This window comes from Pseudoalteromonas sp. SR41-8 (assembly GCF_014163915.1).
Classification (GTDB): Bacteria; Pseudomonadota; Gammaproteobacteria; order Enterobacterales; family Alteromonadaceae; genus Pseudoalteromonas; species Pseudoalteromonas rhizosphaerae.
The window spans coordinates 1-24,757 of the sequence record NZ_JACJEE010000024.1 but is presented as its reverse complement, the minus strand read 5'-3'; the positions used below and the strand labels follow the sequence as shown (position 1 = coordinate 24,757).

Here is a 24,757-nt window from a genome sequence, read left to right as displayed (position 1 = left end):
TTAGCGGATTAATTTCCATCCCACCTCGCAAGCAATAGCACTTTGGTCTATATTGAATTTTATTCAAATGCGGCTAATAGGTTAAATAACTGCTCCTGTCGTATAAATTTCATAATTACACTCGCATAGTGACCCTGATTGATGTTAAAATTCGGGCAATATATGTGAGGAATTTTACTGCGTTGCTTGTTTTGTAATTTAAACAGGCGGTTCTTCGTTATCTTGAATTTGGCTTAGGGTTATCAAGAAAAGCGACGTGGTCGGTACGATTTTTCAGTTTCTTTCCGTTAATGTAGTGCAAGTGCGTATGATCAACATAAAAAAAGGTCTGGACTTACCCATAGAGGGCGCGCCTCAGCAAGTTATTCATGATGGTTCTACCGTCAAACGTGTAGCTGTGCTAGGTGAAGAGTTTATTGGTATGCGTCCAACCATGCATGTTCGTGTGGATGACCAAGTTAAAAAAGGCCAGGTACTTTTTGAAGACAAAAAGAACCCAGGTGTATTATTTACTGCTCCAGCTGCTGGTACAGTAAAAGAAATTAATCGTGGTGCAAAACGTGTGCTGCAATCTGTCGTTATTGAAATAAACGGCAGTGAGCAAATCACCTTTGACGCTTTCTCGACTGAGCAACTTTCGAGTCTCGATCGTGAAAAAGCCAAAGAAGTACTGATCCAGTCAGGTCAATGGACAGCATTACGTGCTCGCCCATTCAGCAAAGTAGCGGCTGTGGATGCAAATCCTAGTTCGATCTTTGTGACGGCTATCGACACTAACCCTCTTGCTGCAGATCCTGCAGTGATTATTGCTGAAAATGTACAAGCATTTGAAGCAGGTTTAGCTGTAGTATCACGTCTGACCGATGGTAAGGTATTTGTTTGTAAACAAGCAGGTAGCCAAGTACCTAGCTCATCAATTCCTCAAGTAGAAGTACATGAGTTTGGTGGCGTACATCCGGCTGGCCTTGTTGGCACACATATCCATCACTTAGATCCAGTATCGGTAAGCAAGCAAGTTTGGCATATCGGTTACCAAGACGTTATTGCCTTTGGTCACTTATTCCTAACTGGTGAAATTAGCACAGACCGTGTGATTTCTCTTGCTGGTCCGCGTGTTAAAAACCCACGTTTAGTGAAAACTCAACTGGGTGCTGCTTTAGATGATTTAGTTGCAGGCGAATTAGAAGACGGCGATAACCGTGTTATCTCTGGCTCTGTTTTAGCGGGTGCTACTTCACAAGGTCCTCAAGCATTCTTAGGTCGTTACCACATTCAAGTATCGGTATTACTTGAAGGTCGCGAAAAAGAGTTGTTTGGTTGGATTGCTCCAGGCACAGATAAATTCTCTGTAACACGTACTTTCTTATCACACCTAACACCGAGTCGTTTATTTAAAATGACAACGTCAACAGGTGGTTCAAAACGTGCCATGGTACCACTTGGTAGCTATGAGCGTGTTATGCCTTTAGATATTTTGCCAACGCCTTTATTACGTGACTTAATTGCCCGTGATTTGGATAGTGCAATTTCATTAGGGGCGCTTGAACTTGATGAAGAAGATTTAGCGTTATGTACCTTCGTTTGTCCAGGCAAATACGAGTATGGTTCAATCCTACGCGATTGCTTGACTACGATCGAGAAGGAAGGCTAGAGAGATGGGTTTAAAGAAATTTCTAGAAGATATCGAGCCGCATTTTGAAGCCGGTGGTAAACATGAAAAGTTTTATGCGCTGTATGAAGCAGCTGCAACTATTTTTTATACCCCTGGTCACGTAAATAAAGGCGCGACACACGTTCGTGATAACATCGACCTAAAACGCATGATGATTTTAGTGTGGATGGCGACGTTCCCTGCAATGTTTTTTGGTATGTTCAATATCGGTCATCAGGCCGCTGGTGCATTAGCACAAGGTTTTGAACTAGCAAATTCTTGGCAAGTTGGCCTGTTCCAGATATTTGGTGGTGAATTAACTGCTGAATCCGGCTGGGGCGCTAAAATGTTTTATGGCGCATGTTTCTTCCTACCTATTTACGCAGTTACATTTGCTGTAGGTGGTTTCTGGGAAGTTATATTTGCTTCAGTGCGTAAGCATGAAATTAACGAAGGTTTCTTCGTAACGTCTGTGTTATTCGCGCTTATCCTACCTGCAACCATTCCTTTATGGCAAGTTGCACTAGGTATTACATTCGGTGTAGTAATCGCTAAAGAAATCTTTGGTGGTACTGGTCGTAACTTCTTAAACCCTGCATTAGCGGGTCGTGCGTTTTTATTCTTCGCATACCCTGCACAAATTTCAGGTGACACAGTATGGACAGCAGTAGATTCATTCTCTGGTGCAACTATGCTAGGTCAAGCGTTTGTTGGTTCACTTGATTACAGCAACATGGCTCTTTGGTGGGATGCGTTTTATGGTTTCATTCAAGGTTCAGTAGGTGAGACATCTACACTTGCATTGCTAGTTGGTGGCTTATTCCTCATTTACGTACGTATTGCTTCATGGCGCATCGTGCTAGGTGTGTTCTTGGGTATGGTGGCAACAGCATTCTTATTAAACGCTGTTGGTTCTGATACTAACCCAGTATTTGCAATGCCTTGGCATTGGCACTTTGTACTTGGTGGTTTTGCTTTTGGTATGTTCTTTATGGCGACAGACCCTGTGTCTGCAGCATTTACTGACAAAGCAAAGTTCGCATATGGCGCACTAATTGGTGTGATGGTAGTAATGATCCGTGTAATTAACCCTGCATTCCCTGAGGGTATGATGCTAGCAATCTTATTTGCTAACTTATTCGCACCATTGTTCGATCACTTCGTAGTGCAAGCTAATATCAAGCGGAGGTTGGCACGTAATGTCTAGTAATAACGAATCAATCGGCAAAACGCTAAGCGTTGTTGTAGCACTATGTTTAGTGTGTGCAATCATCGTATCGTTTGCTTCAGTTCAGCTTCGCCCTTTACAGCAAGCTAACAAAACGCAAGATATTCAAAAAAATATCTTGGCAGCTGCGGGCATTGATGTGTCTGGTTCTGTATCAGAAACTTTTAAAGCTAAGATCGAAACTCGCCTAGTTAATATGGAAACAGGTGAGTCTCAAACTGGCGAAGCAGTTCAGGCTAAAATCGACGCTTTCGATTTTGAAAAAAGCAAGTTTGATCAAAAAATTAGCTTTGCATTAAAAGCAGAGGGCATTAAGGATATCGCTGGTATTCAGCGTATGACTCATGAGTCTCCTGCATATATCTCGAAAAAAGCAGACGGTTCTACAGATGCTATCATTTTACCAATCCAAGGTTATGGCCTTTGGGGTATTATGTATGGTTTCTTAGCGCTTGAAAGCGATGGCGAGACAATTAAAGATATTAACTTTTATAAGCACGGTGAAACACCAGGTCTAGGTGGGGAAATTCAAAATCCACAATGGACTGCTAAATGGGGTGGCAAAGAGCTACCTATTGATGTAGTAAAAAGCGGCGCTAAAAATGATCATCAAATTGATGGTTTATCTGGTGCAACTTTAACTTCAAATGGTGTTGATCACACAGTTGACTTTTGGACTGGCGAAAACGGCTTTGGTCCTTTCCTTGCGAGAGTACGTGAAGGAGCGTTGAAATAATGGCTGATACTAAAGAAATGAAGTCGGTCCTATTTGGTCCGGTACTGGCAAACAACCCAATCGCATTACAAGTACTTGGTATTTGTTCTGCGCTTGCGGTAACGTCGAGCTTAAAAAATGCTTTAATCATGTCAATCGCATTGACCTTGGTAACAGCGTTCTCAAGCTTCTTTATCTCAATTATTCGTAACCAGATCCCGTCATCTGTACGTATTATCGTGCAAATGACCATTATTGCATCATTGGTAATCGTTGTTGACCAAGTATTACAAGCCTTCTCTTATGCTACGGCGAAAGAGTTGTCTGTATTCGTTGGTCTAATCATTACTAACTGTATCGTAATGGGTCGTGCAGAAGCATACGCAATGAAGTCGCCGCCAGTAATGTCGTTCCTTGATGGTATCGGTAATGGCTTAGGTTACTCAGTAGTGTTACTGACTGTTGGCTTTATTCGTGAACTATTTGGTAAAGGGTCATTATTTGGTGTTGAAATCATCCCTCTTGTACAAGATGGTGGTTGGTATCAACCTATGGGTCTATTGATTTTACCGCCTAGTGCATTCTTCATCATTGGTTTATTCATTTGGGTACTTCGTACTTATAAGAAAGACCAAGTAGAAGCGAAAGGGTAAGGGGCAGACTGTGGAACATTATATTAGTTTATTCGTAAAAGCAGTTTTCATTGAAAACTTAGCTTTGGCCTTCTTCCTAGGTATGTGTACTTTCCTTGCAGTATCAAAGAAAGTTACAACGTCTATCGGTCTAGGTGTGGCAGTTATCGTGGTATTGGGTATCTCAGTACCAGTTAACAACTTGGTTTATCATGCGGTTCTTGCACCTGGTGCACTTGAGTGGCTTGGTTATCCTGACGCGGATCTTAGCTTTTTACGTTTCTTGACGTTTATCGGTGTTATTGCGGCACTGGTACAAATTCTTGAAATGGCATTAGATAAGTTCTTCCCAGCACTTTATAACGCGTTAGGTATCTTCCTACCATTGATCACAGTTAACTGTGCAATATTTGGTGCGGTATCTTTCATGGTTGAACGTAACTATAACTTCACTGAATCAGTGGTTTATGGTATCGGTTCTGGTGTGGGTTGGGCGCTAGCAATTACTTTGCTTGCTGGTATCCGTGAGAAAATGAAATATTCAGACGTGCCAGACGGCTTACGTGGTTTAGGTATTACCTTTATCACTGTTGGCTTGATGGGTCTTGGCTTTATGTCATTCTCTGGCATTTCACTTTAATAGGTAGCGAGGATAAATCATGAGTTATGAGATTTTCTTAGGCGTTGGTGTTTTCATCGCTATCGTTGTACTGCTAGTTTTAGTCATCATTGGTGCTAAATCTCAGCTAGTTGCAAGCGGTGACATCATCATTGGCGTAAATGGCGATCCAGACAAAGCCATTACAACATCTGCAGGTACCAAGCTTTTAGGCGCGTTATCTGAGTCAGGTATTTTCGTATCATCTGCATGTGGTGGCGGTGGCTCTTGTGGTCAGTGTCGTGTACACATTCATTCTGGTGGCGGCGATATCTTACCAACTGAACTTGATCACATCTCTAAAGGTGAAGCCCGTGAAGGCTGTCGTTTAGCGTGTCAGGTAAATGTTAAAAATGACATGGAAATTGAACTTGAAGAGTCAATTTTCGGTGTTAAAAAATGGGATTGTGAAGTTATTTCTAACGATAACAAAGCAACTTTCATTAAAGAGCTTAAACTACAGATCCCTGATGGCGAGTCAGTACCGTTTCGTGCCGGTGGTTATATTCAGATTGAAGCCCCTGCGCATCACGTTAAATATGCTGATTTCGATGTACCAGAAGAGTATCGTGGCGATTGGAACCATTTTGGTTTCTTCAAGCTGGAGTCAAAAGTAGACGAAGAAACAATTCGTGCTTACTCAATGGCTAACTACCCAGAAGAAGAAGGCATCATCATGCTTAACGTGCGTATCGCTGCGCCGCCGCCAAGAGATTTAAGCTTACCTTGTGGTAAAATGTCATCGTACATTTGGTCACTTAAAGAAGGTGATAAAGTAACTATCTCTGGTCCATTTGGTGAGTTCTTTGCAAAAGATACTGATGCTGAAATGGTATTTGTAGGTGGTGGTGCTGGTATGGCACCTATGCGTTCACACATCTTTGACCAACTTAAGCGTTTGAACTCTAAGCGTAAGATGAGTTTCTGGTATGGTGCACGTTCTAAGCGTGAAATGTTCTATGTTGAAGATTTTGACGGCCTAGCGGCTGAAAATGATAACTTCGTATGGCATACCGCGCTTTCAGATCCACAACCAGAAGATAACTGGGAAGGCTATACTGGCTTTATCCATAACGTGCTATTTGAGAACTATCTTAAAGATCACGAAGCGCCAGAAGATTGTGAGTTCTACATGTGTGGTCCTCCAATGATGAACGCCGCTGTTATCACTATGTTGAAAGACTTAGGTGTTGAAGACGAAAATATCTTACTAGATGATTTCGGTGGCTAACACCCGTATCAAAACAGTTTAGTTTTGGTTAGAATATCAGCCTCGTAGCAATATATGTTATGGGGCTTTTTTATTTCCATTACTTAAGTAGGCTGCTATGAATAGAGTTTTTCACCGACAAGGCATGATTGCCATCTTTTTTCTTACCCTCACTTTACTCATTAGTGGCTGTGGCCAAAATGATGAGCCCCAAGAGTTATACCTTGAAGGTAAAACTATGGGTACTACTTACCATATTAAGGTCTTCGCCAAGCAACAAAAGCTGGATTCATTAAATTTATTACCAGAAGTAACTCTGTTGCTCAAAGATATAAATCAATCAATGTCGACTTATATTGATGATTCTGAAATCAACACTTTTAATCGTCTTCCCGCTGGTCAAGTTATGCCTATTAGCCGTGATTTTAGAGCAGTTGTAAGCGAGTCCATCCGCTTAGGAGAGTCTACTAAGACTCTTGATGTGACCATGGGACCACTGATTGATTTATGGGGTTTTGGTCCTGATAAAAAACCAACAAAACGTCCAACAGATGAAGAACTCGCAGCCATGGTTGCACAAATTGGGGTTGATAAACTAATACTGACTGAGCAAGGCCTAGCGAAAACAGTAGCGGGTTTAGAATTATCATTTTCTTCTACTGCAAAGGGGTATGGGATAGATAAAGTAGCTGAATTATTAGAAAGCCATGACTTAACTGATTATATGGTTGAGATTGGTGGTGAGTTACGTGTATCAGGTAAAAAACCGAATGATCAAGATTGGCGTATCGCTATTGAGCAACCGGATGCTGAGCCTGGTGTGCGTAAAGTGCACCGTGTATTAGCGCCGGGTAATAACGGCATTGCGACATCGGGTGATTATCGCATTTACTATGAGATGGATGGTATTACCTATAGCCATTTAATTGATCCGGCAACCGGTATGCCAAGTCGTCATGATCTTGTATCGGTTACTGTATTGCATCCATCAGCGATGACAGCTGACGGCCTTGCAACAGCACTGACTGTGATGGGGATGGATAAAGCCAAAGCCTATGCCGAAAAAAATGATTTACCGGTTTATCTGATCGGCAAATCAAAAGATGGCTTAGTGACTTATTCGAGCCCTGCATTTAAACCCTATTTGTAGCGCGGTTTAAATCAGTTTATAATAGCAACAGCTTGGTGATTATCATCAAGCATTATTTTATTGCTGATCAATAGGGGCTAAGCAATGTCACTTTTTCTTCTTACGTTTGGTTTACTGCTTTTAATTGTCGCAGCGATGGCTGTGGGCATGATAGTGCAAAAGAAATCTATGGCCAGCAGCTGTGGTGGTTTAGGCTCTGTAGGCATTGATAAAGCCTGTGATTGTGATGACCCATGCGACAAACGCAAAAAGCGTATGGCAAAAGAGCAAGTTTGGAAAGAAAACCAAATATTATAAGCTCTTGATAGCTATCAAATATACATTAAAAAGCGCCTCTTTAATAACAGGCGCTTTTTTAATGCCCACTTACAGACAAAATGTGGCAAGTAATCGACCACTGCGACAATATGTCACATCCAGTGAAGCTTTTATGGACTGTATAATATGATGTATTCCTAATCGTTTATTCACTGCAGGCATTGATTATCAATTAACAACTTAATTAACAACGCAATTAAATTTGGCTGCGACACTGCGTGCGCTTTCTGATTACGAATTAGCACTAAGTAATAGCCAAGGACGATATGGTGACTTTTCACTACTTAGGCTTAAAGCAAGTTATGACGTTAATTCGGCACTGATGTTAAGCACGCAAGTTGATAATTTAACTGATGAGTATTATGAATATGTATAGTGGGATGACTCGTAAACTCTGCATAGCCCAGCACAAGGTCGTGCTATATCTGTTGCAATTAAGTTTAAGTATTAATGGGTAAGCAGTTACTCGCGTGGCGCAAGTTGGCAAGGCGACTCCATCTATGGTTGGGGTTAAGCTTTGGCATGTTTTTTGTGATCCTTTGCTTGTCAGGAGCTGCACTTGTTTATTATCCGCAAATAGATACCTGGTTGCATCCGGAATTAGCAAATGCAGCGCAGCAACCGTGTGATTACAACACTGCATTAAAAACATTACGCATGCAGTATCCAGATAAGCTGGGACCGTGGCGGTTTGAAGTGACCCCTGAACAACAATTCATTCCGGCGCGCTATTATAACCCTCAAGAGACTCAAGGGCAGGATTTTGCACCTATGATGGTGTGGTTGTCAGCTGATGGCAGCACCTTGCTCAGACAGTCATTTTGGGGCGATTACCTAGTAACTTGGCTGTATAACTTGCACTTTACTTTACTACTTGGCAGTACAGGGACAATTATTGTCGGTTACCTTGGAATTGGCAGCGCGCTCTTATTACTCACAGGTTTAGTTGCGTGGTGGCCTAAGTCAGGTTTTTGGTTGAGGCAATTGCGTTTTAAGCGCCGCGCTGCTTTATTAGGACACATGTACGATTGGCATAAAACAATCGGTTTAGTGATGTTGTTACCCTTGTTTATTCTTACTAGTACCGGTGCGATGCTAGCCTTGCCCAAAGAGACCAATGGCTTGCTTGGCTGGGCACTGGGTGAAGTCGAAAGTGCTGCAAGACCAGCACCACAGTTAACTTTTTCAAACCCGCAAATTAGTGTTACTCAGGCTGTGAAAATAGCACAAACACAACTGCCTAAAGCGCGACTTGCATGGATAGAAACTCCCAGCGTAAACCAAGGCTATTATCGACTGCGCATGCAGGTAAGTGATGATAAATCGACACGTTTTCCAAACAGTTATATTGATATTAATCCGCGCTCAGGTGAGGTAGTGAAGGTCTTCGATCTTAGGCAGCAAGGAACAAGTAACCAAATCAAAAACTGGCTACATCCACTGCATAATGGCAGTGTAGGTGGGCTAAGCCTTAAAGTACTATGGATCATCGCCTCGTTGGCAAGTTTAGGGTTGGGTTGGCTAGGTTGGTATCGTTATTATCTACGTAAAAATACAGCCAAAAAAGATCGCAAAAAATAACAAGCCCTGAGAACAGGGCTAACGTACTTAAATTTAAAGTTTTATAAGTTGACTACCTAATACGGCGTATTCGATGTGTTTATCGTTGCGTAGTAAAAAGTGTGCTTTAGCTCCACGCTTTAGCATCGTGGTTTAAATCTATTCCTTGCGCATTAAAACGGGTTTGCAGCTGTGCGCCATCGGGATTGACCATAGGAATGATCATCAGTGATAGTTTGTTTTGCCAATTTTCTCGCCATGCATTATTTTTTGTTTCGATTGCATAGCTTAAAAAATCCATTAATGCGGCACTTGCCGTATTTTCATCACCATGCATTTGGCTCCACATCATAACTTTGATTGGCCCCGAGCCAATATAAAATGCATCAATTGATTTACCTAAGAATGATTGACCTAAATTTTTTCGCTCTATGCTGGGGTGAGCAGCTAACGTATCTAGTAAAGGAGCAAGATCAGCGTGTGTAATCGCTGCTTTGTTTAATCCTTTAATTTGGTGCATTGCGATTGGTGCGGCAGTTAAGCTAAATGAGTAACTAAGTAAGCCAAGTAGTATGGTTTTGCGAATCATATTAATATCCTGTTATTCTTATTTTGTAATTTGTTGAGAATATAATATTAAACTGGATCGGTCCAAAATTATCTTCACTTTAAGTGAAATCATTTTCCATAACTATGATGCTTAGCGGGCTTTATTTTCAATTGATTGTTTATTATAAAATAATATCTTTTGATAAAGTTTTTTGTGAACATTCAAGTTGATTTTAGGGCTAAAATTTAGACTAAAGTCTATGAGTTAATTTTTTTCATCTATCAGATTTATTTTTATCAGTTGTAAGCTTTGAGCTATTACACTAAATTTAGTTTCAAGGAAGCGAAATGAACAAGCCGCTTACAAAGAATCTTTATAATTGTGTGTGAAGATGTTGTCAAAGGCGGTTCAAGTTTAGTACAAACTGGGCTTGAACTGTTTTTATTTTACTGCCACATGATTAGACGAACTGAAAGTTTGTCACTGAATTACAGTGTTTATTGAACAACGCTAAAACTGAATCTTTATAATTGTGTGTGAAGATGTTGTCAAAAAGACAGTTCAAGTTTAGTTAACCTGAGCTTGAACTGCTTTTATTTACTGCCACGCGATTAAATGAACTTATTGTTCATCAGTGAATCTACAATACGTATTGAAAAATATTAGAACCGAATCTTTATAATTGTGTGTGAAGATGTTGTCAAAAAGACGACTCAAGTTAGGGGATAACTTGGCTTGAGTTGCTTTTTATTTTAACCGACATGCAGTTAGATGGCGAAGCAGCCAATACCAAATTCAATAGCGAATACGCTATTAAATGAATCTTTATAATTGTGTGTGAAGATGTTGTCAAAAAGACGACTCAAGTTAGGGGATAACTTAGCTTGAGTTGCTTTTTATTTTCTAAAAGCCGCCAATTATCATTTAAGTTATTTTTAAAGCGCCAGTATGGCGCTTTTTTTATAGCTGTAATTCAACATATTAATAAAAAGTTAGCCCGCTATGTTGTTTTATACTTGTAGCTTGTGTTGACTTTGTTATAATCCTCCCGAAATTTCAGTAATTACTGAAACTTTATTGATGAAGATCATAACAACGAAGTGGAAAACAGCGTAAAGCCAGTCTCTTTACTTCGTAATATATAACCAATAAGGCCATATACGTTTGAATTCGCAAAATTGTCCGCCAGCAAAAACGCACTCTACGCTTAGTAGATGGCAGTTGCGTGCGCGTGCACTTTTTGCCGGACGAGAGCTATTTTCTGTATTAGTTATTTTATTAATTAATTCAGCCATGCTGGTAAATGGTAGTATTGAAGATGCGACAGAGCTAAAAAGCTTATTAACTGAAGGGGCTGTATATGAGTCATCTTTAATTAATGTATTGGGCTTTTTGGCATATCCAGTTGTGTCGTGCCAGTTACTCATTGGTTTATGTTGGTTGATTTTTCACTTTTTCCCAGCGCGTCGTGCTGGGGTTATTTTACGCAAAGCAGCCTTTGCTTTTCGTCAAACAAAAACATCTTTAGTAGTACACAGCGCTCATGGTTGTCGTGCTCCACCTCTTGTTAATGGTTGAACGCTACTCGTTATAGATAGTTTGGCTTTTAACTATTCTGCTGATTCTGTCCGCTGTAATAACGCTTAGCCGCAGTGTACCTGCGATTCAACCAACACCCTCAAATTCCTTTATTGCTTTTTTGATGCTTAGTATTTTTTATGGCGCTAAAAAGTTACCTGAGGAATATTCAAACCGTTGTTTTTACGCTTTTATTTAGAGTTGTAGGGGCAGCACATATCAAATTTTAGGTTGTAGGATAGTCCTTTGTTAATTCGAAACCTCTGTAATATTGCTCTGGGCACAACTGTGCTCGCACTGACTGGCTGTAAAGGCGGGGTGCTTGATCCAAAAGGGCAAGTTGGGATAGATGAAAAAAATCTGATCATCATTGCCACTGTGCTGATGTTAATTGTGGTTATTCCTGTGATTGTGATGACCTTGTACTTTGCGTGGAAATATCGTGATGGCCAAGAGCAGCAAATTTATGCGCCAAAATGGGCACACTCAGGAAAAATTGAAGCCGCAGTCTGGGCCATTCCTATTGTGATAGTGATTGTACTGGGTGTCATTACTTGGCAATCAACGCAACAGCTTGACCCTTATAAACCGCTTGAAGGTAAAGGCAAACACTTAACAGTTGAAGTGGTATCACTGAATTGGAAATGGCTGTTTATTTATCCTGAGCAAGGTATTGCTACGGTTAATGAATTGGTATTTCCAGCCAATGTACCGGTGGAATATAAAATCACCTCAGAAAGTACCATGAACTCATTTTTCATCCCACAACTAGGTAGCCAAATCTACTCGATGGCGGGCATGGAAACTAAGTTGCATTTAATTGCTAATGAACCGGGTACGTTTAAAGGCTTTTCTGCTAACTACAGCGGTGCAGGTTTTACTGGTATGAAATTTAATGCCATAGCTACGCCAACGCAAGCTGACTTTGATACGTGGGTAAACAAGGTGAAAAGCCAAGCTAATACGCTCACTAAAGCGAATTATGATGCACTGGCATTACCGAGTGAAAACAACCCGGTGACTTATTTTGCTGATGTTGATGATGGCTTGTTCCACACCATCATTATGAAATATATGCAAGCACATGGTGATATGAACAAAATGCACAGTGCAATGCCTGAGCACAGCGGTCATGAAAATCACACAATGCACAGCGAGGGCGAGGAATAATTATGTCGTTATTTGGAAAATTATCGTTAGATGCCATTCCGTTTCATGAACCTATTTTGATGGTGACAATGGCGGTAGTAGTGATTGCAGGGGCATTGATTGCAGCTTTAGTCACAAAATATAAAAAATGGGGTGTGCTATGGCACGACTGGATCACCTCAATCGATCATAAACGCTTAGGTGTGATGTACATTATCCTTGCCTTGATCATGCTGTTTCGTGGTTTCTCAGATGCCATTATGATGCGGGCACAATTGGCGCTTGCTACAGGAGGCGCAACGGGTTATTTGCCGCCAGAGCATTATGACCAAATCTTCACCGCGCATGGGGTGATCATGATCATCTTTATGGCGATGCCATTTATGATTGGTCTAATGAACATTGTATTGCCACTGCAAATTGGTGCGCGCGATGTAGCATTTCCGTTTTTAAATAATCTAAGTTTTTGGCTTACTGCCGGTGGTGCAATATTAATTAATATTTCATTGTTCTGTGGTGAATTTGCAAAAACCGGTTGGGTCGCTTATCCGCCGCTATCGGAGATGTCTTTTAGCCCTGGAGTCGGGGTCGATTATTATATTTGGGCACTGCAAATATCAGGTATTGGTACACTATTAACGGCAGTAAACTTTTTAGTAACAGTGTTTAAAATGCGTGCCCCTGGTATGCGTTTAATGCAAATGCCAATTTTTACCTGGACATGTACATGGGCAAATATCTTAATTGCTGCGTCATTCCCAATCTTAACTGCGGTGTTGACTATGTTAACGCTAGACCGTTATTTAGATTTCCACTTCTTTACTAATGAAGCTGGCGGTAACGCCATGATGTACATCAACCTGTTCTGGGCTTGGGGTCATCCTGAAGTGTATATCTTGATTTTACCTGCATTTGGTATTTTCTCTGAAGTTATCTCGACCTTTACCGGTAAACGTTTATTTGGTTATAAATCTATGGTTTATGCCAGCGGTGCAATTTCTATCTTAGGTTTTATTGTTTGGTTACACCATTTCTTCACTATGGGGTCCAGTGCTAATGTTAATGCCTTCTTTGGCGTAATGACCATGGTCATTGCGGTGCCCACCGGAGTGAAACTGTTTAACTGGTTATTTACTATTTATCGTGGTCGTTTACGCATCACAGTTCCTGTACTTTGGACACTTGGCTTTATGGTGACCTTTACCATCGGCGGGATGACAGGGGTACTACTAGCAATCCCAGGTGCTGATTATGTATTACACAACAGCCTATTCCTGATTGCACATTTTCATAACACCATCATCGGCGGTGCGGTATTTGGATACTTGGCTGGTTTCGCATTTTGGTTCCCGAAAGCAATGGGCTTTAAACTTCACGAAGGTTGGGGCAAGGCGTCTTTCTGGTGTTGGTTAATTGGTTTCTTTGTTGCATTTATGCCGTTATACGTACTTGGTTTCTTAGGTATGACACGTCGCTTAAACCACACCAATAACCCAGATTGGAATATCTGGTTGTACATTGCCTTTGTCGGTGCGGTGATCATTATGTTTGGTATTTTGTTCCAAGTTGTACAGCTTATTGTGAGCTTTAAAAATCGCGAAGCATTAAAAGATACAACCGGCGATCCGTGGAATGGACACACACTTGAGTGGTCAACATCGTCACCACCACAATACTATAACTTCGCTACTATACCGCATGTACACGATATCGATACTTGGACTGATATGAAAGAAAAAGGCCAAGCGTATCAACAACAAGCAAGCTATGCGCCTATTCATATGCCAAAAAATACTTCGGCAGGGGTGATGATGAGTGCGTGTTTTACCACATTCTGTTTTGCCATGATTTGGCATATTTGGTGGTTGGCAATTGTCGGTGTTATTGCTGGCATCACGGTATTCTTTAAGCGCTGTTACACCAGTGATGTTGATTACTACGTGCAACCAGAAGAAATTCTTGAAATTGAAAGTGCACATAATAAAAGTGCAACAACATTTAACCAAGGTAAGGAGTTCAGCGCATGAGTGCTACCTCTGCAGATATAAATATCATCAATCATGATGCCCATGATCACGATCATCATGATACTGGTGGCGATACGGTATTTGGTTTTTGGCTTTACTTAATGACCGACTGCTTATTGTTTGCCTCATTTTTTGCCACCTACGCTGTGCTTTATATGAATACAGCGGGTGGCGTATCTGGCAAAGATATTTTTGAACTGGACTTTGTAGCGGTTGAAACTGCTGCATTGCTACTAAGTAGTATCACTTTTGGTTTTGCGATGATCTCAGCTCATGCGCAAAAGAAGGCCGCTACATTAACGTGGCTGGCAATTACTTTTGCTTTTGGTGCTGTGTTTATTGGTATGGAAATTTATGAATTTCATCATTTAATTGCCCATGGTAATGGCCCGCAGCGCAGCGCATTTTTAACCTCGTTCTTCTCTTTAGTAGGCTTACACGGTATGCACGTAACCGCTGGTCTAATTTGGATGGCGACGATGATGATCGAAGTATCACGTCGTGGTTTAAACTCAGCAACCGTTACACGTTTAAGTTGCTTAAGTTTGTTTTGGCACTTTTTAGATGTGGTATGGATCTGCGTATTTACCGTTGTTTACTTAATGGGAGTGATGTAATGAGCCACAGTGAATCACATGTATTTAATGAGCTACATACACAAAGCCATAGTGATGCTTCACATGGCAGTGTTAAAGACTATTTAATAGGTTTTGTTTTATCAATCATTCTAACGGCCATTCCATTTTGGGCGGTGATGAGCGGTACATTGTCAAAACCAACCACATTTGCCTGTGTTGTCGTAATGGCCATTGTGCAAATTTGGGTGCATTTAAAATACTTCTTGCACCTGAACTTTACCACCGAAGACGGTAAAGCCAGTTCGTTATCGTTCATCTTCAGTGCGCTGATCATCGTCATGGTGGTTGGCCTGTCTGTATGGATCATCTACGAATCGAACGCCATGATGATGTACTAGCCCCAGCTAGTACGTTTTCGTAAAGCAAAGAATAGGGGAACTGCAGATGTTTCGTCGTTATTTAAAGGTCACTAAGCCCGGCATTATCATGGGCAATTTGATCTCGGTTGCGGGTGGGTTTTTACTCGCCTCGCGTGGTGATATTGATGGCTGGCTAATGCTTGCTACATTAGTTGGCTTATCGCTGGTGGTAGCCTCAGGTTGCGTGATCAATAATGTGATCGACCGTGATATTGATATTCGCATGGCGCGCACGCGAACACGGGTAACCGTTACCGGTGAAATGTCTGCAACCACGGCTTTGCTGCATGGCACAGTACTTGGCTTACTAGGCTTTGCTTTACTAATGGTTTTTACTAACTGGATTGCGGTATTTTTTGCTGTGTTTGGTTATGTCATATACGTGGGTGTTTACAGCTTATATATGAAGCGTCGCTCAGTGTATGGCACGTTTATCGGTAGTTTATCAGGAGCAGTACCACCAGTGGTAGGGTACTGCGCTGTTTCAGCACAGTTTGATGTTGGCGCATTGATCTTATTAGTAATGTTTAGTTTGTGGCAAATGCCGCACTCTTATGCGATTGCTATTTTTCGCTATAAAGACTACCAAGCTGCGCGTATTCCGGTATTACCGGTAGCGCAAGGTATTGATAAAGCTAAACATCATATTGTGTTGTATATCGCGGTATATGCGTTAGTGGTAATGTTATTAACCATTGGCGGTTATACCGGTATGGCTTTTTTAGCTGTTGCTTGCACTACTAGTTTTTGGTGGTTATTAATGGCGCTGCGAGGTTATCGTCGTAATATTGATATTAGTGGTTGGGCACGCCAAGTATTTGCGTTTTCAATTGTGAATATCACTGCACTGAGTATCGCCATGGCAGTTGATTACCAAAATATTGCCCCGCATCTGTTTGCTTTTAACTAATTACTAAACCGAGTTTATTTCAAAGTTAACCAAAGGCTCTAAGATCTCCGAGGAGCCTTTTTTCATTTTTATAGCACCGCTAATTGATTAACTCAGCAATACTGAGTTTCCCCGCTAACATTAAGCTTTGTTTTATGGCTGCACGTATTTCAGCAGGCTTGTTTTGACTAAGTTTAAAATTGCCACACCAGTGACTAGGAATAAATTCAATAAAGCTTAATTGTTGGTACATTACATGGCGATGCTGTACGGGTACCTCATTAATTTGCCATTTATCTGTAGCATGCTCAGTAAAGTGTTGCTCAAGATGATCTGTTAGTCGTTGCATGATCTGTTCTTTGTGCTGTTGGTCTTTAACAATACGCACTTTAGCTGTCACATAAACACTCGAATAAAGCCAACTAGGTAGGGTTTTATTGTGTGCGTAAGCGGGCGATAAATAGCAATCATCGCCACTAAACAATAGCTTCACTGATTGACCATCAAATGATGACAGGGGATTATATTTGGCCACATGGCCGATAAAAACCTCGCGAGCTGGGTCATATAATAATGGCACGCGGCATATATCATTGAGTTGGTTTTGTGTATTAGGCATTAAAATGGTCGCCAGTGGATAGCTATTTACTAACTGTTGTAATTGCTTGCTATCATGTTGTTGAAAATGGGCCGCTGGGTACATTATAGTTTTCCTTCTAACTGAGATTTTATTGTCGGCCATTGCTCGTCTATAATACTGAACTGAGCGGTGTTTCGGTATGAGCCATCAGCAAGTAACCTGTCTTTATAACTAATGCCTTCAAAGCGCGCGCCAAGGCGTGCTATAGCATTACGCGATTTTTGGTTTTGTTCATGGGTATTAAAAGCAATACGCACTAAGCCTAATTCTTCGAACGCATATTGCAGTAGCAAGTATTTAGCGTGGGTATTTACAAAACTACGTTGCCACTTTTTAGCAATAAATGTGTGGCCAATCTCGGCGCTGTAATTTTTTTTATCTAACCTAAATAAACGTGTAGTACCAAGCACCTGCTTACTTACTTTATCAACTATGGCGTAGACTATTTGTTGTTCGGCATTAAACTGCGCTGTATTGATAAACCAATCATCGAGAGTTGCACGGGTTTGGGTGTAATTCATTAAAACCCAACGCCATATTTGTGGATCTTGGCCTGCTTGATATAGCCCCTCTAGGTGGTTTTGTGTCAGTGGCTCTAAAGCCAGCTTATTGGTTTGATGAATGTGTTTTGTAAACATGATAAGCCCCATATTTTGCTATTTATGAATAACAAAGGTACGCTACTTTGGTCAGTAATAAACAACCAGTTTTAGCTTTTTAACTAGACCAGTTTAGAGTGTTTTTGGAGTCGTAATGCAGCCGTTAGTTATTGAATTTGATGAGTCCGAGCCTGCCAAATATTTGCAACTGGCCAGCGCGATACGCAGTGCCATAATGCAAGGCAAGCTTGCGCCAGGGGTAAAACTCAGCTCGGCGCGTGTCATGGCAAACACTTATCAGCTCAATCGCCATACAGTGATGAATGCATTGCAATTATTAGTAGCGGAAGGCTGGCTTGAATCTCAGCAGCGCTCAGGTTATCGGATCACCAACTCATTGCCCATTCAAAGTAGTGTTAGTACCTCAAGTACTCCAATACTGAAAGCAAAACCTTATCAATTTGCTAAAACATTGGCTGTGCCTGCTGCTGGAATGGATTTAACTGCGTATAGATATAACTTTGCTGGTGGCTTGCCTGATCTTGCCAGTTTCCCACAAAAAGAATTTAAACGCTCCGTCAGCCATGTGTGTAATCACTTAGATATCAATCAACTGCATTATGGGCAGGTCAGTGGTAACGAGCAATTAAAAGCTCATATTTGTGATTACTTATACAAAGCGCGTAATTTAAACGTAAGCGATGTATTGATCTGCAATGGCTCGCAAGAAGCACTGTTTTTAATCGCAAAAGCGTTTATAAAAAAAGATGATTTTGTCGCAGTAGAAACGTTAGGTTATCCGCCAGCAAGGCAAGCATTTGCAGCTTGTGGCGCGCAATTGGTTGATATAAAACAAGACGATGAAGGCTTATGTGTTGATGATTTAAAAGCCCAGCTGGAATTTTATCCAATTAAAATGCTTTACTTAACGCCGCTGCACCAATATCCAACTACCGTGACCTTATCGCCAACGCGGCGCTTGCAAATTTATCAACTGTGTTATGCCCATAACGTTATGATCATCGAAGATGACTACGATCATGAATTTCATTATCGCTGTCAGCCATTACAACCCATGGCCGCCGATGACCCCGCGGGCATCGTTATTTACCTATCGACGTTTTCAAAGATTATGTTTTCAGCTGCACGTATCGGTTATATCTGCGCAGCGCCTGAAGTATTAGCGCAATTAACTGCGTGGAAGCAGCTGATGAACCATAAGAACGATGTGATCATGCAATTAGCTGTGGCGCACTGGATGAAAGAAGGTGGCTTTGAACGCCATTTAAAGCGTATGACCAAACTGTATAAACAGCGCTATGAAGCGATGGATGCCTATTTAATAGAGCTACAAGCACTTGGGCATCCTATAGAATATAAAAAGCCCGACGGCGGCATGGCGATGTGGGTCAACTTTAATAAAGACACTCAGCACTTAAAAGCGCAGTTAGCAAAGCAAGGTATATATTTACAAACCCAAGCCGAGTTTTACTTTACCAACTCAGTACGTAGCTTAAAACCCATAAACTATAGCTATGCTCGGCTTGGTTTTGCAGGACAATCGAGTGAGAACATGCAGCAAGGTTTACAGCTTGTAATGCAGGAGTTGTATGCCAGTGTACGAAAATAATATAGTAGAAAGTTAATCATAGATAACTTTATTGCTATTACTTTTGTTATGGCTTTAGTTATTAATTTTTCATAATCTGGATCTATATATAACTTTAAATATTTTATTAATCAGTCGGTTAATCATATAAGAATGTGATTAAAAACTGAGCTAACATGTGGTGGGAGTAGGGGCTATGGACAACAAGTAAGACAGCTTACAGTTGAGTTGCATAAATTGAATTGGGGGGGACTTAAATTTACAATGAGATTTAGTGTTCAAATTGAGTACTTGCTTGATGCTATTTTAAGGAACCAGTTCATCTTAGCAACATCAATTACTTCAGTGGATTTAAACCAATTCAAATAAACTAATAAATAAACCTGCTTTATCGTGAATAAAAAATTAAGGGGGGATGATTATAATAGCTTTAACGTGGTTTTTTCTTATAATCCAATTAGTGGTTTTATTGATGACGCTAAAGAGTCATTTTTATATTTATCTTCTACTTTTCATTATAAATACACTTTTTTTATTTTTTATAGAAAACGTAAGTATGAAGATGACGTATTTTTGCCACTTAGAATTGCTTTTTATTTAGGTTTATCACTTTTAGTATTTGCAATTGCATTTAGAATTTTAATTTTTTTAGAAATTGTTGATTAGAAGAAAAATAAATCGTGTCAGGTCTTTCTTTTTGCCTGTCAACTTATTTGAACTTGAATTAGAGTAAATACCTGTACGTAGCGGTAGTTGGCGCACCTTTAGCTAAAACTTCCGTGGAAACATGACGTGAGGTGACGGCTTCACCAGCGCGAGCTATAACGCTATGGGTAAACCCACGTAAATATTAAAAGATGTGCAAACCCTCAACTTTACTTGTGGCCCGCAACATCAGCGTTTTATGTAAGTGAACGCCAATGACACCACGTATTACAGCGACAAACTTTACGAAGAAGAAATTGACTGCACAAAAACCACGAACAAATAGGGTTCAGCTCACTTGCTTCATAATAGCTTGTCATAATTCCTCAGTGACGGTTTTTCGATGCTGGCATATAAGTAGTGTTATGAAGCAATAAACCTGAATCTGTAATTTCAAAGAGTATAGGTCGAGTGTAAAAAATGATTAATGTAATTTTTGTAATGATGGCAGCAATTACCTCAAATGAAGTCTTTATTAATAAAGCGCTGAATGGTTGTCCAAAAAAAGAAAATTTGATTGAACATGTTTATAAGTCAGAAACTATTTTCAACGATGCAACGCAGCTGTATGTTTTTTATCCTAAAGAATTTTTAGGCTTGAAGATCGAAAGTGTAATGTTTTTACTTAATAAAAAAGATAGTCGATTATCTTTATACTCTAAAATTGAAGAGTATAAAGAAAATAATAAATTCGTTGTCTCTGCAATTTGGTTTGATTCTAATTTATATTCTGAATTAATAGCTAATATTGAATATCGTTCAAATGAAAGTGATAATGGAGAAGTGTGCGTGCTTTCGGTAGATATTCCGTTTGAGAAGTTAGTTAAGAATTGGAGTGGGGGAAATTAGATTTTCATATTAATTTAAAATGGTAATTATATTATTCAGCTCGGTTTATAATAACGCTTTAAATGATAATTTGAGACAAGCTGGATGGTTTGGTTAAGTGAGTAGCTTAATCGGGTGGGAGTGTAACTTTAACGACAGATAGCTATTATGGGAAATCAAAAATATATGGCTGTCCCTTTTCTTCTGAACTAAGCCAAATTGAAGGGCAAACACAAAAAGTACAAGTAGCCCATACAGATATGCTTGGCTCTACAGTGCTAATTACAGATCAACAAGGTAAAGGCATTGGCCAATACATTTATGATCCGTGGGGCAAGCAGCAACAAGTTTATACAAGCCAAGCACTCACAAGTAATGCGATGTTATTGTCGCAAATGCGCAGCTTCACCGACCACGAACAAATGGATGAGCTGGAAGTCATCCACATGAATGGCCGCATCTACGATGCCAACATTGGTCGTTTTTTACAAGCGGATCCCTTTGTCCAGTTCCCTAATTTAACGCAAAGTCATAACCGCTATAGTTACGTGTTAAATAACCCGCTGACCTATAACGACCCCAGCGGTTATTTCTTGAAAAAGCTAATGAAAATAACGGGGCTTACATCAATACTCAAAGCCATTGCCAGTATTCCGATACTCGATGCGGCTGTAAGTATAGCAATAGGGATTTGGGCACCTTATGCATTACCGTTATATCAAGGCTTAAAAACCTATGCGGTTACCGGTAGTTTTGGTGCAGCTTTAAAGGCTTACGTAATTTCGTCGGTTACAATAGATATTTCTCAACACATTGGTGCTAACTTAGATTTTGATGTTGGTGGGTGGACTGCTGTTCAAAATGTGGCATCGCATGCGATGGTAGGAGGCGTTTCTGCAGTCTTGCAAGGTGGTAAATTTGGTCATGGCTTTGTCAGCTCCTTAGTCACCGCCAGTATGAAAGGATTTATGAATCCAAAAACCACTGAATTTGGTAATGCATATAGTCGTACCGCGATTGCAGGGGTTGTGGGCGGCACCGTGTCTAAACTTACGGGTGGAAAGTTTGCCAATGGCGCCGTCACCTCAGCAATGCAATGGTGGTATAATGCTGAAGGAGCAGGGGCTGTTGAAGCCAAAAAGCAGCAGATTAAAGAACATGCACGAGCGGTTCGTGAACATTTAGCTAAATTAAACTATAGAGATATAGGAGATCGAGCTAAGATAGCTGGATGGGCTATCAGGGGCGGCTATACAAAAGGTAATGGAGCGAATATTGTGAGGTCTAGTCTTGTTGCTAGACGAATTCGGACTTTTATGATAAACGACCTAAGTGTGGATGCATTTAATGAGTTGTTACCTTCAGCTATGTCGATTGCCAGTGGCGGCATGACATTAATAGGAGATCCCGAGCAAACAATTAAACAAGCTGTTGGAGTCTCTCTACCTAATATTGGCGTGATGGCTCAAGCTGACGGGGCCATGGGGCTATGGGCGGCGGCATCGGCGGCAAATAATTATTATAGCCGTTCAGACAGTTTTAAAATGACTCTCAACAAACTAGATAGCCGCTCGTTGAAATATTATGCAGAAAATTGTGGAAGTGCATTCAGATGTTAAAAAGAATACTCCAAACTATTCTCTTAGGTTTATTTTCTAATATTTGTTATGCGGGGTGTAACTTGTCTGCATCTGATGTTGAAGTTATGAAAATTTATCGTTTTATTGATAAAAGTCCCATTGAATCTTTGAAACATTTTAATCTAGAGAGTTCTGAGGGTTTGGAAGTGGGTATACCTAAAGACTCTAGCTATTATAGTGAAAATATAGGCACGGACGAGCGACCTCTAGTTGTGAATATATATGAAAATGATAACTACGAACTTCATTTTACAGAGATGGTAGTTAACGCGCTACCAACTATAAACCTTGTTAATAATAATTACTTTGATGTTTTGATTTCCATTATTAATGATTTTAGAAAAGATAATACCTTGTCCTGTAAGCCTAAAAAAATCGCAAATTATTTGGCTCTTACTTCACTTATTGTACATTCAGGGTCAAAATATATTGAGGTTTTTTCGTCTAAAACTGAAAATGTAATTGTTTGGTATCACGAAGGCGACTGGAAAGATGCGAGCTTTATAATTAAGACCAAGTATAATGATCGGATCTTAATTGGTGGGGTTTTAGAAAAGGAAATAAATAAATAAATTTAAATAGAAATGGTGGGGTCAGGTCTTTCTATTTTCCTTTGTATTTTATTTGCGATTACAGTTTTGTAGTAATAGTTAAAATAACGTTGTTGAGAGTTTAATATAGAATTAGTAGGGTCAGGTCTTTCTTTTTGACTTTTATAATAAAAGGCAAGATGCAAGACCTGACCCTTTGACTGCTCACATTTAGTCCCTTTGGGTTGGATGTTGCTATAACTTATGGGCCGGGTGTGGTATCTAATACGTCTTTCGGTTTTGATATTGGCTGGGGAAGCGGAGCTAATATGGTACATATGACAACGACGCGCCAATAGATTAATCGGAGGAGATTTAGTTTATGTTTGAAATCTATTATCAGTCCGATTTTATGGGCACCAAATTTAGTTTTTACTTAACACTTGTTTGTTCTGTTCTACTATTATTGTGCTGCCCGAAAATAAAATACTGGTACGAGAAGAAACTACAATTTAAAAAGAAAGTTAACTTCTGGCTTGGTTTCTTATTTGTATTTGGCTTTTTTGTAATGCAGTCACTTTCATTTTATGGCCTAGTATCAAAATCTAATGACATAGACTCTGGAAGTTATTCTACAGTTGAAGGAATTATTGAAGATATTCAAATTGTTGAAAGAAATAGTAGAGAAGAGACTTTTACAGTTGGTGGAGTACGCTTTAAGTATAATGATTACGGAACAGAAAGCATCTTTTTTGCGAATAGAAAGCATGATTCAGATACAATCCAAGAGGGACGAGTTGTTAAAATTTCTTACCTAATAGAAGGAAATGAAAACCTAATTTTTGAGTTGAGTGTGAAAAAGAATAAATAGGGTCAGGTCTTTCTTTTTGACTTTTATAATAAAAGGCAAGATGCAAGATGCAAGACCTGACCCTTTGACCCTGAAGAATCCGCTTTTCAGGCAAGTGATAATTATGTGTATTACGGAGATGTTGATATCTTTAATGCAAGAAAAATTACAATGATGCAGTCTATTGATACCCTTTTAGCTCATGAAATTGGCCATACAACCGTTTTTTTATCAAATTTTGCAAACGCCCCATCGCCAAATGAAAATTGGACTGTTACAAACGGTGAAGATATTTATCGAAGTTGGAAAAAGTTACCCTGAGAGTGAAGTATGAAAATTAAACGCCTTATTTTTTATATGTTTAGCTTAATATTTATGTTTGAGGTATATGCTACAGATCCTAATTGTGCTCTCTCTTTTAAAGGCTGCTCTATTAGAGTTGATTATAACTTTTGTGGTAGTGAACTGTTTGATTCTATAAAAGTAACGGCCCTTAACTCAAGTGTATTCTCTCATAATGATTTTAAAGCAGCGAAGTTGAATTTATTTGTTTTTATAAATTCGAAAGGGGAAATAGAGCTTATTGATAAGTATAGTTATTTGAAGCACCCCTACAGCAGGGAATCAGTAAAAATAATAAAAGTATAGTCGCTGAAAATAAAATTGTTGATAGCTGTATGGAATTTAATTTTATTTTTTTTTGAAGAATAAAAAAGGAGAGAAAAATAAATAGTGCCAGGTCTTTATTTTTGCCTTTTTATTTTATTGCGACTAAAGCTTTATATTAAAAATTTAAAATAACTTTGTTGAGAGTTTAATATGTTTAAAATTAGTATTTTCTAATTATGTGTTTTTTCAGTGCTGCTAGTTCAGTAGCAATGAACTGATGATCATTGGCGTGGGAAAGGTGTTGAAGTGGAAAATGTATATCTTCAGTGGGATAACCATTGGGTACAATTTCATGGCATTTAGGGAGCGTAGAGTCACCCATTAGAAAGTTCCGGTTAAGCAGGCAGCTGTGTTTTCTTGATCTTTTTATTCAAA

The 24,757-nt window shown here is 39.8% G+C and carries 26 protein-coding genes; 23 read left to right on the top strand and 3 right to left on the bottom strand.

All coding sequences use genetic code 11. The features are described 5' to 3' along the window. Positions 1–307: 307 nt before the first annotated feature. From H5162_RS15205 to H5162_RS15160, 10 genes are all read left to right on the top strand, one after another. Positions 308–1,651, top strand: coding sequence for a Na(+)-translocating NADH-quinone reductase subunit A (locus H5162_RS15205; protein ID WP_145241319.1), 1,344 nt, complete (start codon positions 308–310; stop codon positions 1,649–1,651). Positions 1,652–1,655: 4 nt separating this feature from the next. Beyond that, positions 1,656–2,858 carry an NADH:ubiquinone reductase (Na(+)-transporting) subunit B gene (locus tag H5162_RS15200; protein WP_145241321.1) on the top strand — a complete coding sequence of 401 codons (1,203 nt, stop codon included), beginning with the start codon at positions 1,656–1,658 and terminating at the stop codon, positions 2,856–2,858. Then, complete coding sequence (locus H5162_RS15195) at positions 2,851–3,615, top strand: Na(+)-translocating NADH-quinone reductase subunit C (protein WP_145241323.1); 765 nt, start codon at positions 2,851–2,853, stop codon at positions 3,613–3,615. The genes H5162_RS15200 and H5162_RS15195 overlap by 8 nt, the downstream gene beginning before the upstream one ends. Then, positions 3,615–4,247 (top strand): NADH:ubiquinone reductase (Na(+)-transporting) subunit D, encoded by a 633-nt coding sequence (locus H5162_RS15190; protein ID WP_145241325.1) that lies wholly within the window; start codon positions 3,615–3,617, stop codon positions 4,245–4,247. Before H5162_RS15195 ends, H5162_RS15190 begins: the two co-directional genes overlap by 1 nt. Positions 4,248–4,257: 10 nt before the next feature. Continuing rightward, positions 4,258–4,866, top strand: coding sequence for an NADH:ubiquinone reductase (Na(+)-transporting) subunit E (gene nqrE / locus H5162_RS15185; protein ID WP_145241327.1), 609 nt, complete (start codon positions 4,258–4,260; stop codon positions 4,864–4,866). A 19-nt stretch (positions 4,867–4,885) separates the two neighbouring features. Continuing rightward, positions 4,886–6,115, top strand: coding sequence for an NADH:ubiquinone reductase (Na(+)-transporting) subunit F (nqrF, locus tag H5162_RS15180; protein WP_145241329.1), 1,230 nt, complete (start codon positions 4,886–4,888; stop codon positions 6,113–6,115). Between the two features lie 97 nt (positions 6,116–6,212). After that, positions 6,213–7,244 carry an FAD:protein FMN transferase gene (locus H5162_RS15175; protein ID WP_149982043.1) on the top strand — a complete coding sequence of 344 codons (1,032 nt, stop codon included), beginning with the start codon at positions 6,213–6,215 and terminating at the stop codon, positions 7,242–7,244. 84 nt (positions 7,245–7,328) lie between these two features. Continuing rightward, a complete protein-coding gene (nqrM, locus tag H5162_RS15170; RefSeq protein WP_149982042.1) occupies positions 7,329–7,541 on the top strand; it encodes a (Na+)-NQR maturation NqrM in 213 nt (70 codons plus the stop codon). A gap of 223 nt (positions 7,542–7,764) precedes the next feature. Continuing rightward, on the top strand, positions 7,765–7,938 hold the full coding sequence (locus H5162_RS15165) for a TonB-dependent receptor (protein WP_182758449.1): 174 nt from the start codon (positions 7,765–7,767) through the stop codon (positions 7,936–7,938). 74 nt (positions 7,939–8,012) lie between these two features. Then, positions 8,013–9,143: a PepSY domain-containing protein gene (locus H5162_RS15160; RefSeq protein WP_182778907.1), complete on the top strand. Its 1,131-nt coding sequence runs from the start codon at positions 8,013–8,015 to the stop codon at positions 9,141–9,143. 106 nt (positions 9,144–9,249) lie between these two features. On the opposite strand, the gene H5162_RS15155 is transcribed toward H5162_RS15160, so the two are convergent. Next, positions 9,250–9,711, bottom strand: coding sequence for a M14 family zinc carboxypeptidase (locus tag H5162_RS15155; protein WP_182778905.1), 462 nt, complete (start codon positions 9,709–9,711; stop codon positions 9,250–9,252). Positions 9,712–10,836: 1,125 nt separating this feature from the next. On the opposite strand from H5162_RS15155, the gene H5162_RS15150 reads away from it, so the two are divergent. The 6 genes from H5162_RS15150 to cyoE all read left to right on the top strand — a co-directional run bounded on the left by H5162_RS15150 (position 10,837) and on the right by cyoE (position 16,333). After that, on the top strand, positions 10,837–11,250 hold the full coding sequence (locus H5162_RS15150) for a hypothetical protein (protein WP_145241341.1): 414 nt from the start codon (positions 10,837–10,839) through the stop codon (positions 11,248–11,250). Positions 11,251–11,496: 246 nt separating this feature from the next. After that, on the top strand, positions 11,497–12,420 hold the full coding sequence (gene cyoA / locus H5162_RS15145; protein ID WP_145241343.1) for a ubiquinol oxidase subunit II: 924 nt from the start codon (positions 11,497–11,499) through the stop codon (positions 12,418–12,420). 2 nt (positions 12,421–12,422) lie between these two features. Then, positions 12,423–14,426, top strand: a complete 2,004-nt coding sequence (gene cyoB, locus H5162_RS15140; RefSeq protein ID WP_145241346.1) for a cytochrome o ubiquinol oxidase subunit I — start codon at positions 12,423–12,425, stop codon at positions 14,424–14,426. Beyond that, positions 14,423–15,043 (top strand): cytochrome o ubiquinol oxidase subunit III, encoded by a 621-nt coding sequence (gene cyoC, locus H5162_RS15135; protein WP_182778903.1) that lies wholly within the window; start codon positions 14,423–14,425, stop codon positions 15,041–15,043. Before cyoB ends, cyoC begins: the two co-directional genes overlap by 4 nt. Continuing rightward, positions 15,043–15,402: a cytochrome o ubiquinol oxidase subunit IV gene (cyoD, locus tag H5162_RS15130; protein ID WP_145241350.1), complete on the top strand. Its 360-nt coding sequence runs from the start codon at positions 15,043–15,045 to the stop codon at positions 15,400–15,402. The genes cyoC and cyoD overlap by 1 nt, the downstream gene beginning before the upstream one ends. A 46-nt stretch (positions 15,403–15,448) precedes the next feature. Next, on the top strand, positions 15,449–16,333 hold the full coding sequence (gene cyoE, locus H5162_RS15125; RefSeq protein ID WP_145241352.1) for a heme o synthase: 885 nt from the start codon (positions 15,449–15,451) through the stop codon (positions 16,331–16,333). A gap of 79 nt (positions 16,334–16,412) precedes the next feature. Here cyoE and H5162_RS15120 read toward each other — a convergent pair whose 3' ends face one another. Both H5162_RS15120 and H5162_RS15115 read right to left on the bottom strand, forming a co-directional pair. Continuing rightward, complete coding sequence (locus H5162_RS15120) at positions 16,413–17,015, bottom strand: FMN-binding negative transcriptional regulator (protein ID WP_182734674.1); 603 nt, start codon at positions 17,013–17,015, stop codon at positions 16,413–16,415. After that, entirely contained in the window at positions 17,015–17,590 is a 576-nt protein-coding gene (locus tag H5162_RS15115; protein ID WP_182759567.1) for a GNAT family N-acetyltransferase, read from the bottom strand. The genes H5162_RS15120 and H5162_RS15115 overlap by 1 nt, the downstream gene beginning before the upstream one ends. 115 nt (positions 17,591–17,705) lie before the next feature. Here H5162_RS15115 and H5162_RS15110 point away from each other — a divergent pair, with 115 nt between their 5' ends. The 7 genes from H5162_RS15110 (at position 17,706) to H5162_RS15080 (ending at position 24,361) form a co-directional block, all read left to right on the top strand. Continuing rightward, a complete protein-coding gene (locus H5162_RS15110; RefSeq protein ID WP_182778901.1) occupies positions 17,706–19,181 on the top strand; it encodes a PLP-dependent aminotransferase family protein in 1,476 nt (491 codons plus the stop codon). Between the two features lie 372 nt (positions 19,182–19,553). Then, positions 19,554–19,826, top strand: a complete 273-nt coding sequence (locus tag H5162_RS15105; RefSeq protein WP_182731479.1) for a hypothetical protein — start codon at positions 19,554–19,556, stop codon at positions 19,824–19,826. A 459-nt stretch (positions 19,827–20,285) separates the two neighbouring features. Beyond that, positions 20,286–20,714 (top strand): hypothetical protein, encoded by a 429-nt coding sequence (locus tag H5162_RS15100; RefSeq protein ID WP_182778899.1) that lies wholly within the window; start codon positions 20,286–20,288, stop codon positions 20,712–20,714. Positions 20,715–20,953: 239 nt separating this feature from the next. After that, complete coding sequence (locus H5162_RS15095; protein WP_182778897.1) at positions 20,954–22,312, top strand: RHS repeat domain-containing protein; 1,359 nt, start codon at positions 20,954–20,956, stop codon at positions 22,310–22,312. Positions 22,313–22,374: 62 nt separating this feature from the next. Beyond that, complete coding sequence (locus H5162_RS15090) at positions 22,375–22,905, top strand: hypothetical protein (protein WP_182731476.1); 531 nt, start codon at positions 22,375–22,377, stop codon at positions 22,903–22,905. 340 nt (positions 22,906–23,245) lie between these two features. Further along, positions 23,246–23,734, top strand: a complete 489-nt coding sequence (locus H5162_RS15085; RefSeq protein WP_182731475.1) for a hypothetical protein — start codon at positions 23,246–23,248, stop codon at positions 23,732–23,734. A gap of 309 nt (positions 23,735–24,043) precedes the next feature. Continuing rightward, positions 24,044–24,361: a hypothetical protein gene (locus H5162_RS15080; RefSeq protein ID WP_182759562.1), complete on the top strand. Its 318-nt coding sequence runs from the start codon at positions 24,044–24,046 to the stop codon at positions 24,359–24,361. Positions 24,362–24,757: the final 396 nt, after the last annotated feature.

Excerpts from the sequence above, each read along its gene's own strand:
- H5162_RS15205 (WP_145241319.1), top strand. The coding sequence starts at position 308 with ATGATCAACATAAAAAAAGGTCTGGACTTACCCATAGAGGGCGCGCCT.
- H5162_RS15200 (WP_145241321.1), top strand. The coding sequence starts at position 1,656 with ATGGGTTTAAAGAAATTTCTAGAAGATATCGAGCCGCATTTTGAAGCC.
- H5162_RS15195 (WP_145241323.1), top strand. The coding sequence starts at position 2,851 with ATGTCTAGTAATAACGAATCAATCGGCAAAACGCTAAGCGTTGTTGTA.
- H5162_RS15190 (WP_145241325.1), top strand. The coding sequence starts at position 3,615 with ATGGCTGATACTAAAGAAATGAAGTCGGTCCTATTTGGTCCGGTACTG.
- nqrF (WP_145241329.1), top strand. The coding sequence starts at position 4,886 with ATGAGTTATGAGATTTTCTTAGGCGTTGGTGTTTTCATCGCTATCGTT.
- H5162_RS15175 (WP_149982043.1), top strand. The coding sequence starts at position 6,213 with ATGAATAGAGTTTTTCACCGACAAGGCATGATTGCCATCTTTTTTCTT.
- nqrM (WP_149982042.1), top strand. The coding sequence starts at position 7,329 with ATGTCACTTTTTCTTCTTACGTTTGGTTTACTGCTTTTAATTGTCGCA.
- H5162_RS15160 (WP_182778907.1), top strand. The coding sequence starts at position 8,013 with ATGGGTAAGCAGTTACTCGCGTGGCGCAAGTTGGCAAGGCGACTCCAT.
- H5162_RS15155 (WP_182778905.1), bottom strand. The coding sequence starts at position 9,711 with ATGATTCGCAAAACCATACTACTTGGCTTACTTAGTTACTCATTTAGC.
- cyoB (WP_145241346.1), top strand. The coding sequence starts at position 12,423 with ATGTCGTTATTTGGAAAATTATCGTTAGATGCCATTCCGTTTCATGAA.
- cyoC (WP_182778903.1), top strand. The coding sequence starts at position 14,423 with ATGAGTGCTACCTCTGCAGATATAAATATCATCAATCATGATGCCCAT.
- cyoD (WP_145241350.1), top strand. The coding sequence starts at position 15,043 with ATGAGCCACAGTGAATCACATGTATTTAATGAGCTACATACACAAAGC.
- cyoE (WP_145241352.1), top strand. The coding sequence starts at position 15,449 with ATGTTTCGTCGTTATTTAAAGGTCACTAAGCCCGGCATTATCATGGGC.
- H5162_RS15120 (WP_182734674.1), bottom strand. The coding sequence starts at position 17,015 with ATGTACCCAGCGGCCCATTTTCAACAACATGATAGCAAGCAATTACAA.
- H5162_RS15115 (WP_182759567.1), bottom strand. The coding sequence starts at position 17,590 with ATGTTTACAAAACACATTCATCAAACCAATAAGCTGGCTTTAGAGCCA.
- H5162_RS15110 (WP_182778901.1), top strand. The coding sequence starts at position 17,706 with ATGCAGCCGTTAGTTATTGAATTTGATGAGTCCGAGCCTGCCAAATAT.
- H5162_RS15100 (WP_182778899.1), top strand. The coding sequence starts at position 20,286 with ATGATTAATGTAATTTTTGTAATGATGGCAGCAATTACCTCAAATGAA.
- H5162_RS15095 (WP_182778897.1), top strand. The coding sequence starts at position 20,954 with ATGCTTGGCTCTACAGTGCTAATTACAGATCAACAAGGTAAAGGCATT.
- H5162_RS15085 (WP_182731475.1), top strand. The coding sequence starts at position 23,246 with ATGTTTGAAATCTATTATCAGTCCGATTTTATGGGCACCAAATTTAGT.
- H5162_RS15080 (WP_182759562.1), top strand. The coding sequence starts at position 24,044 with ATGAAAATTAAACGCCTTATTTTTTATATGTTTAGCTTAATATTTATG.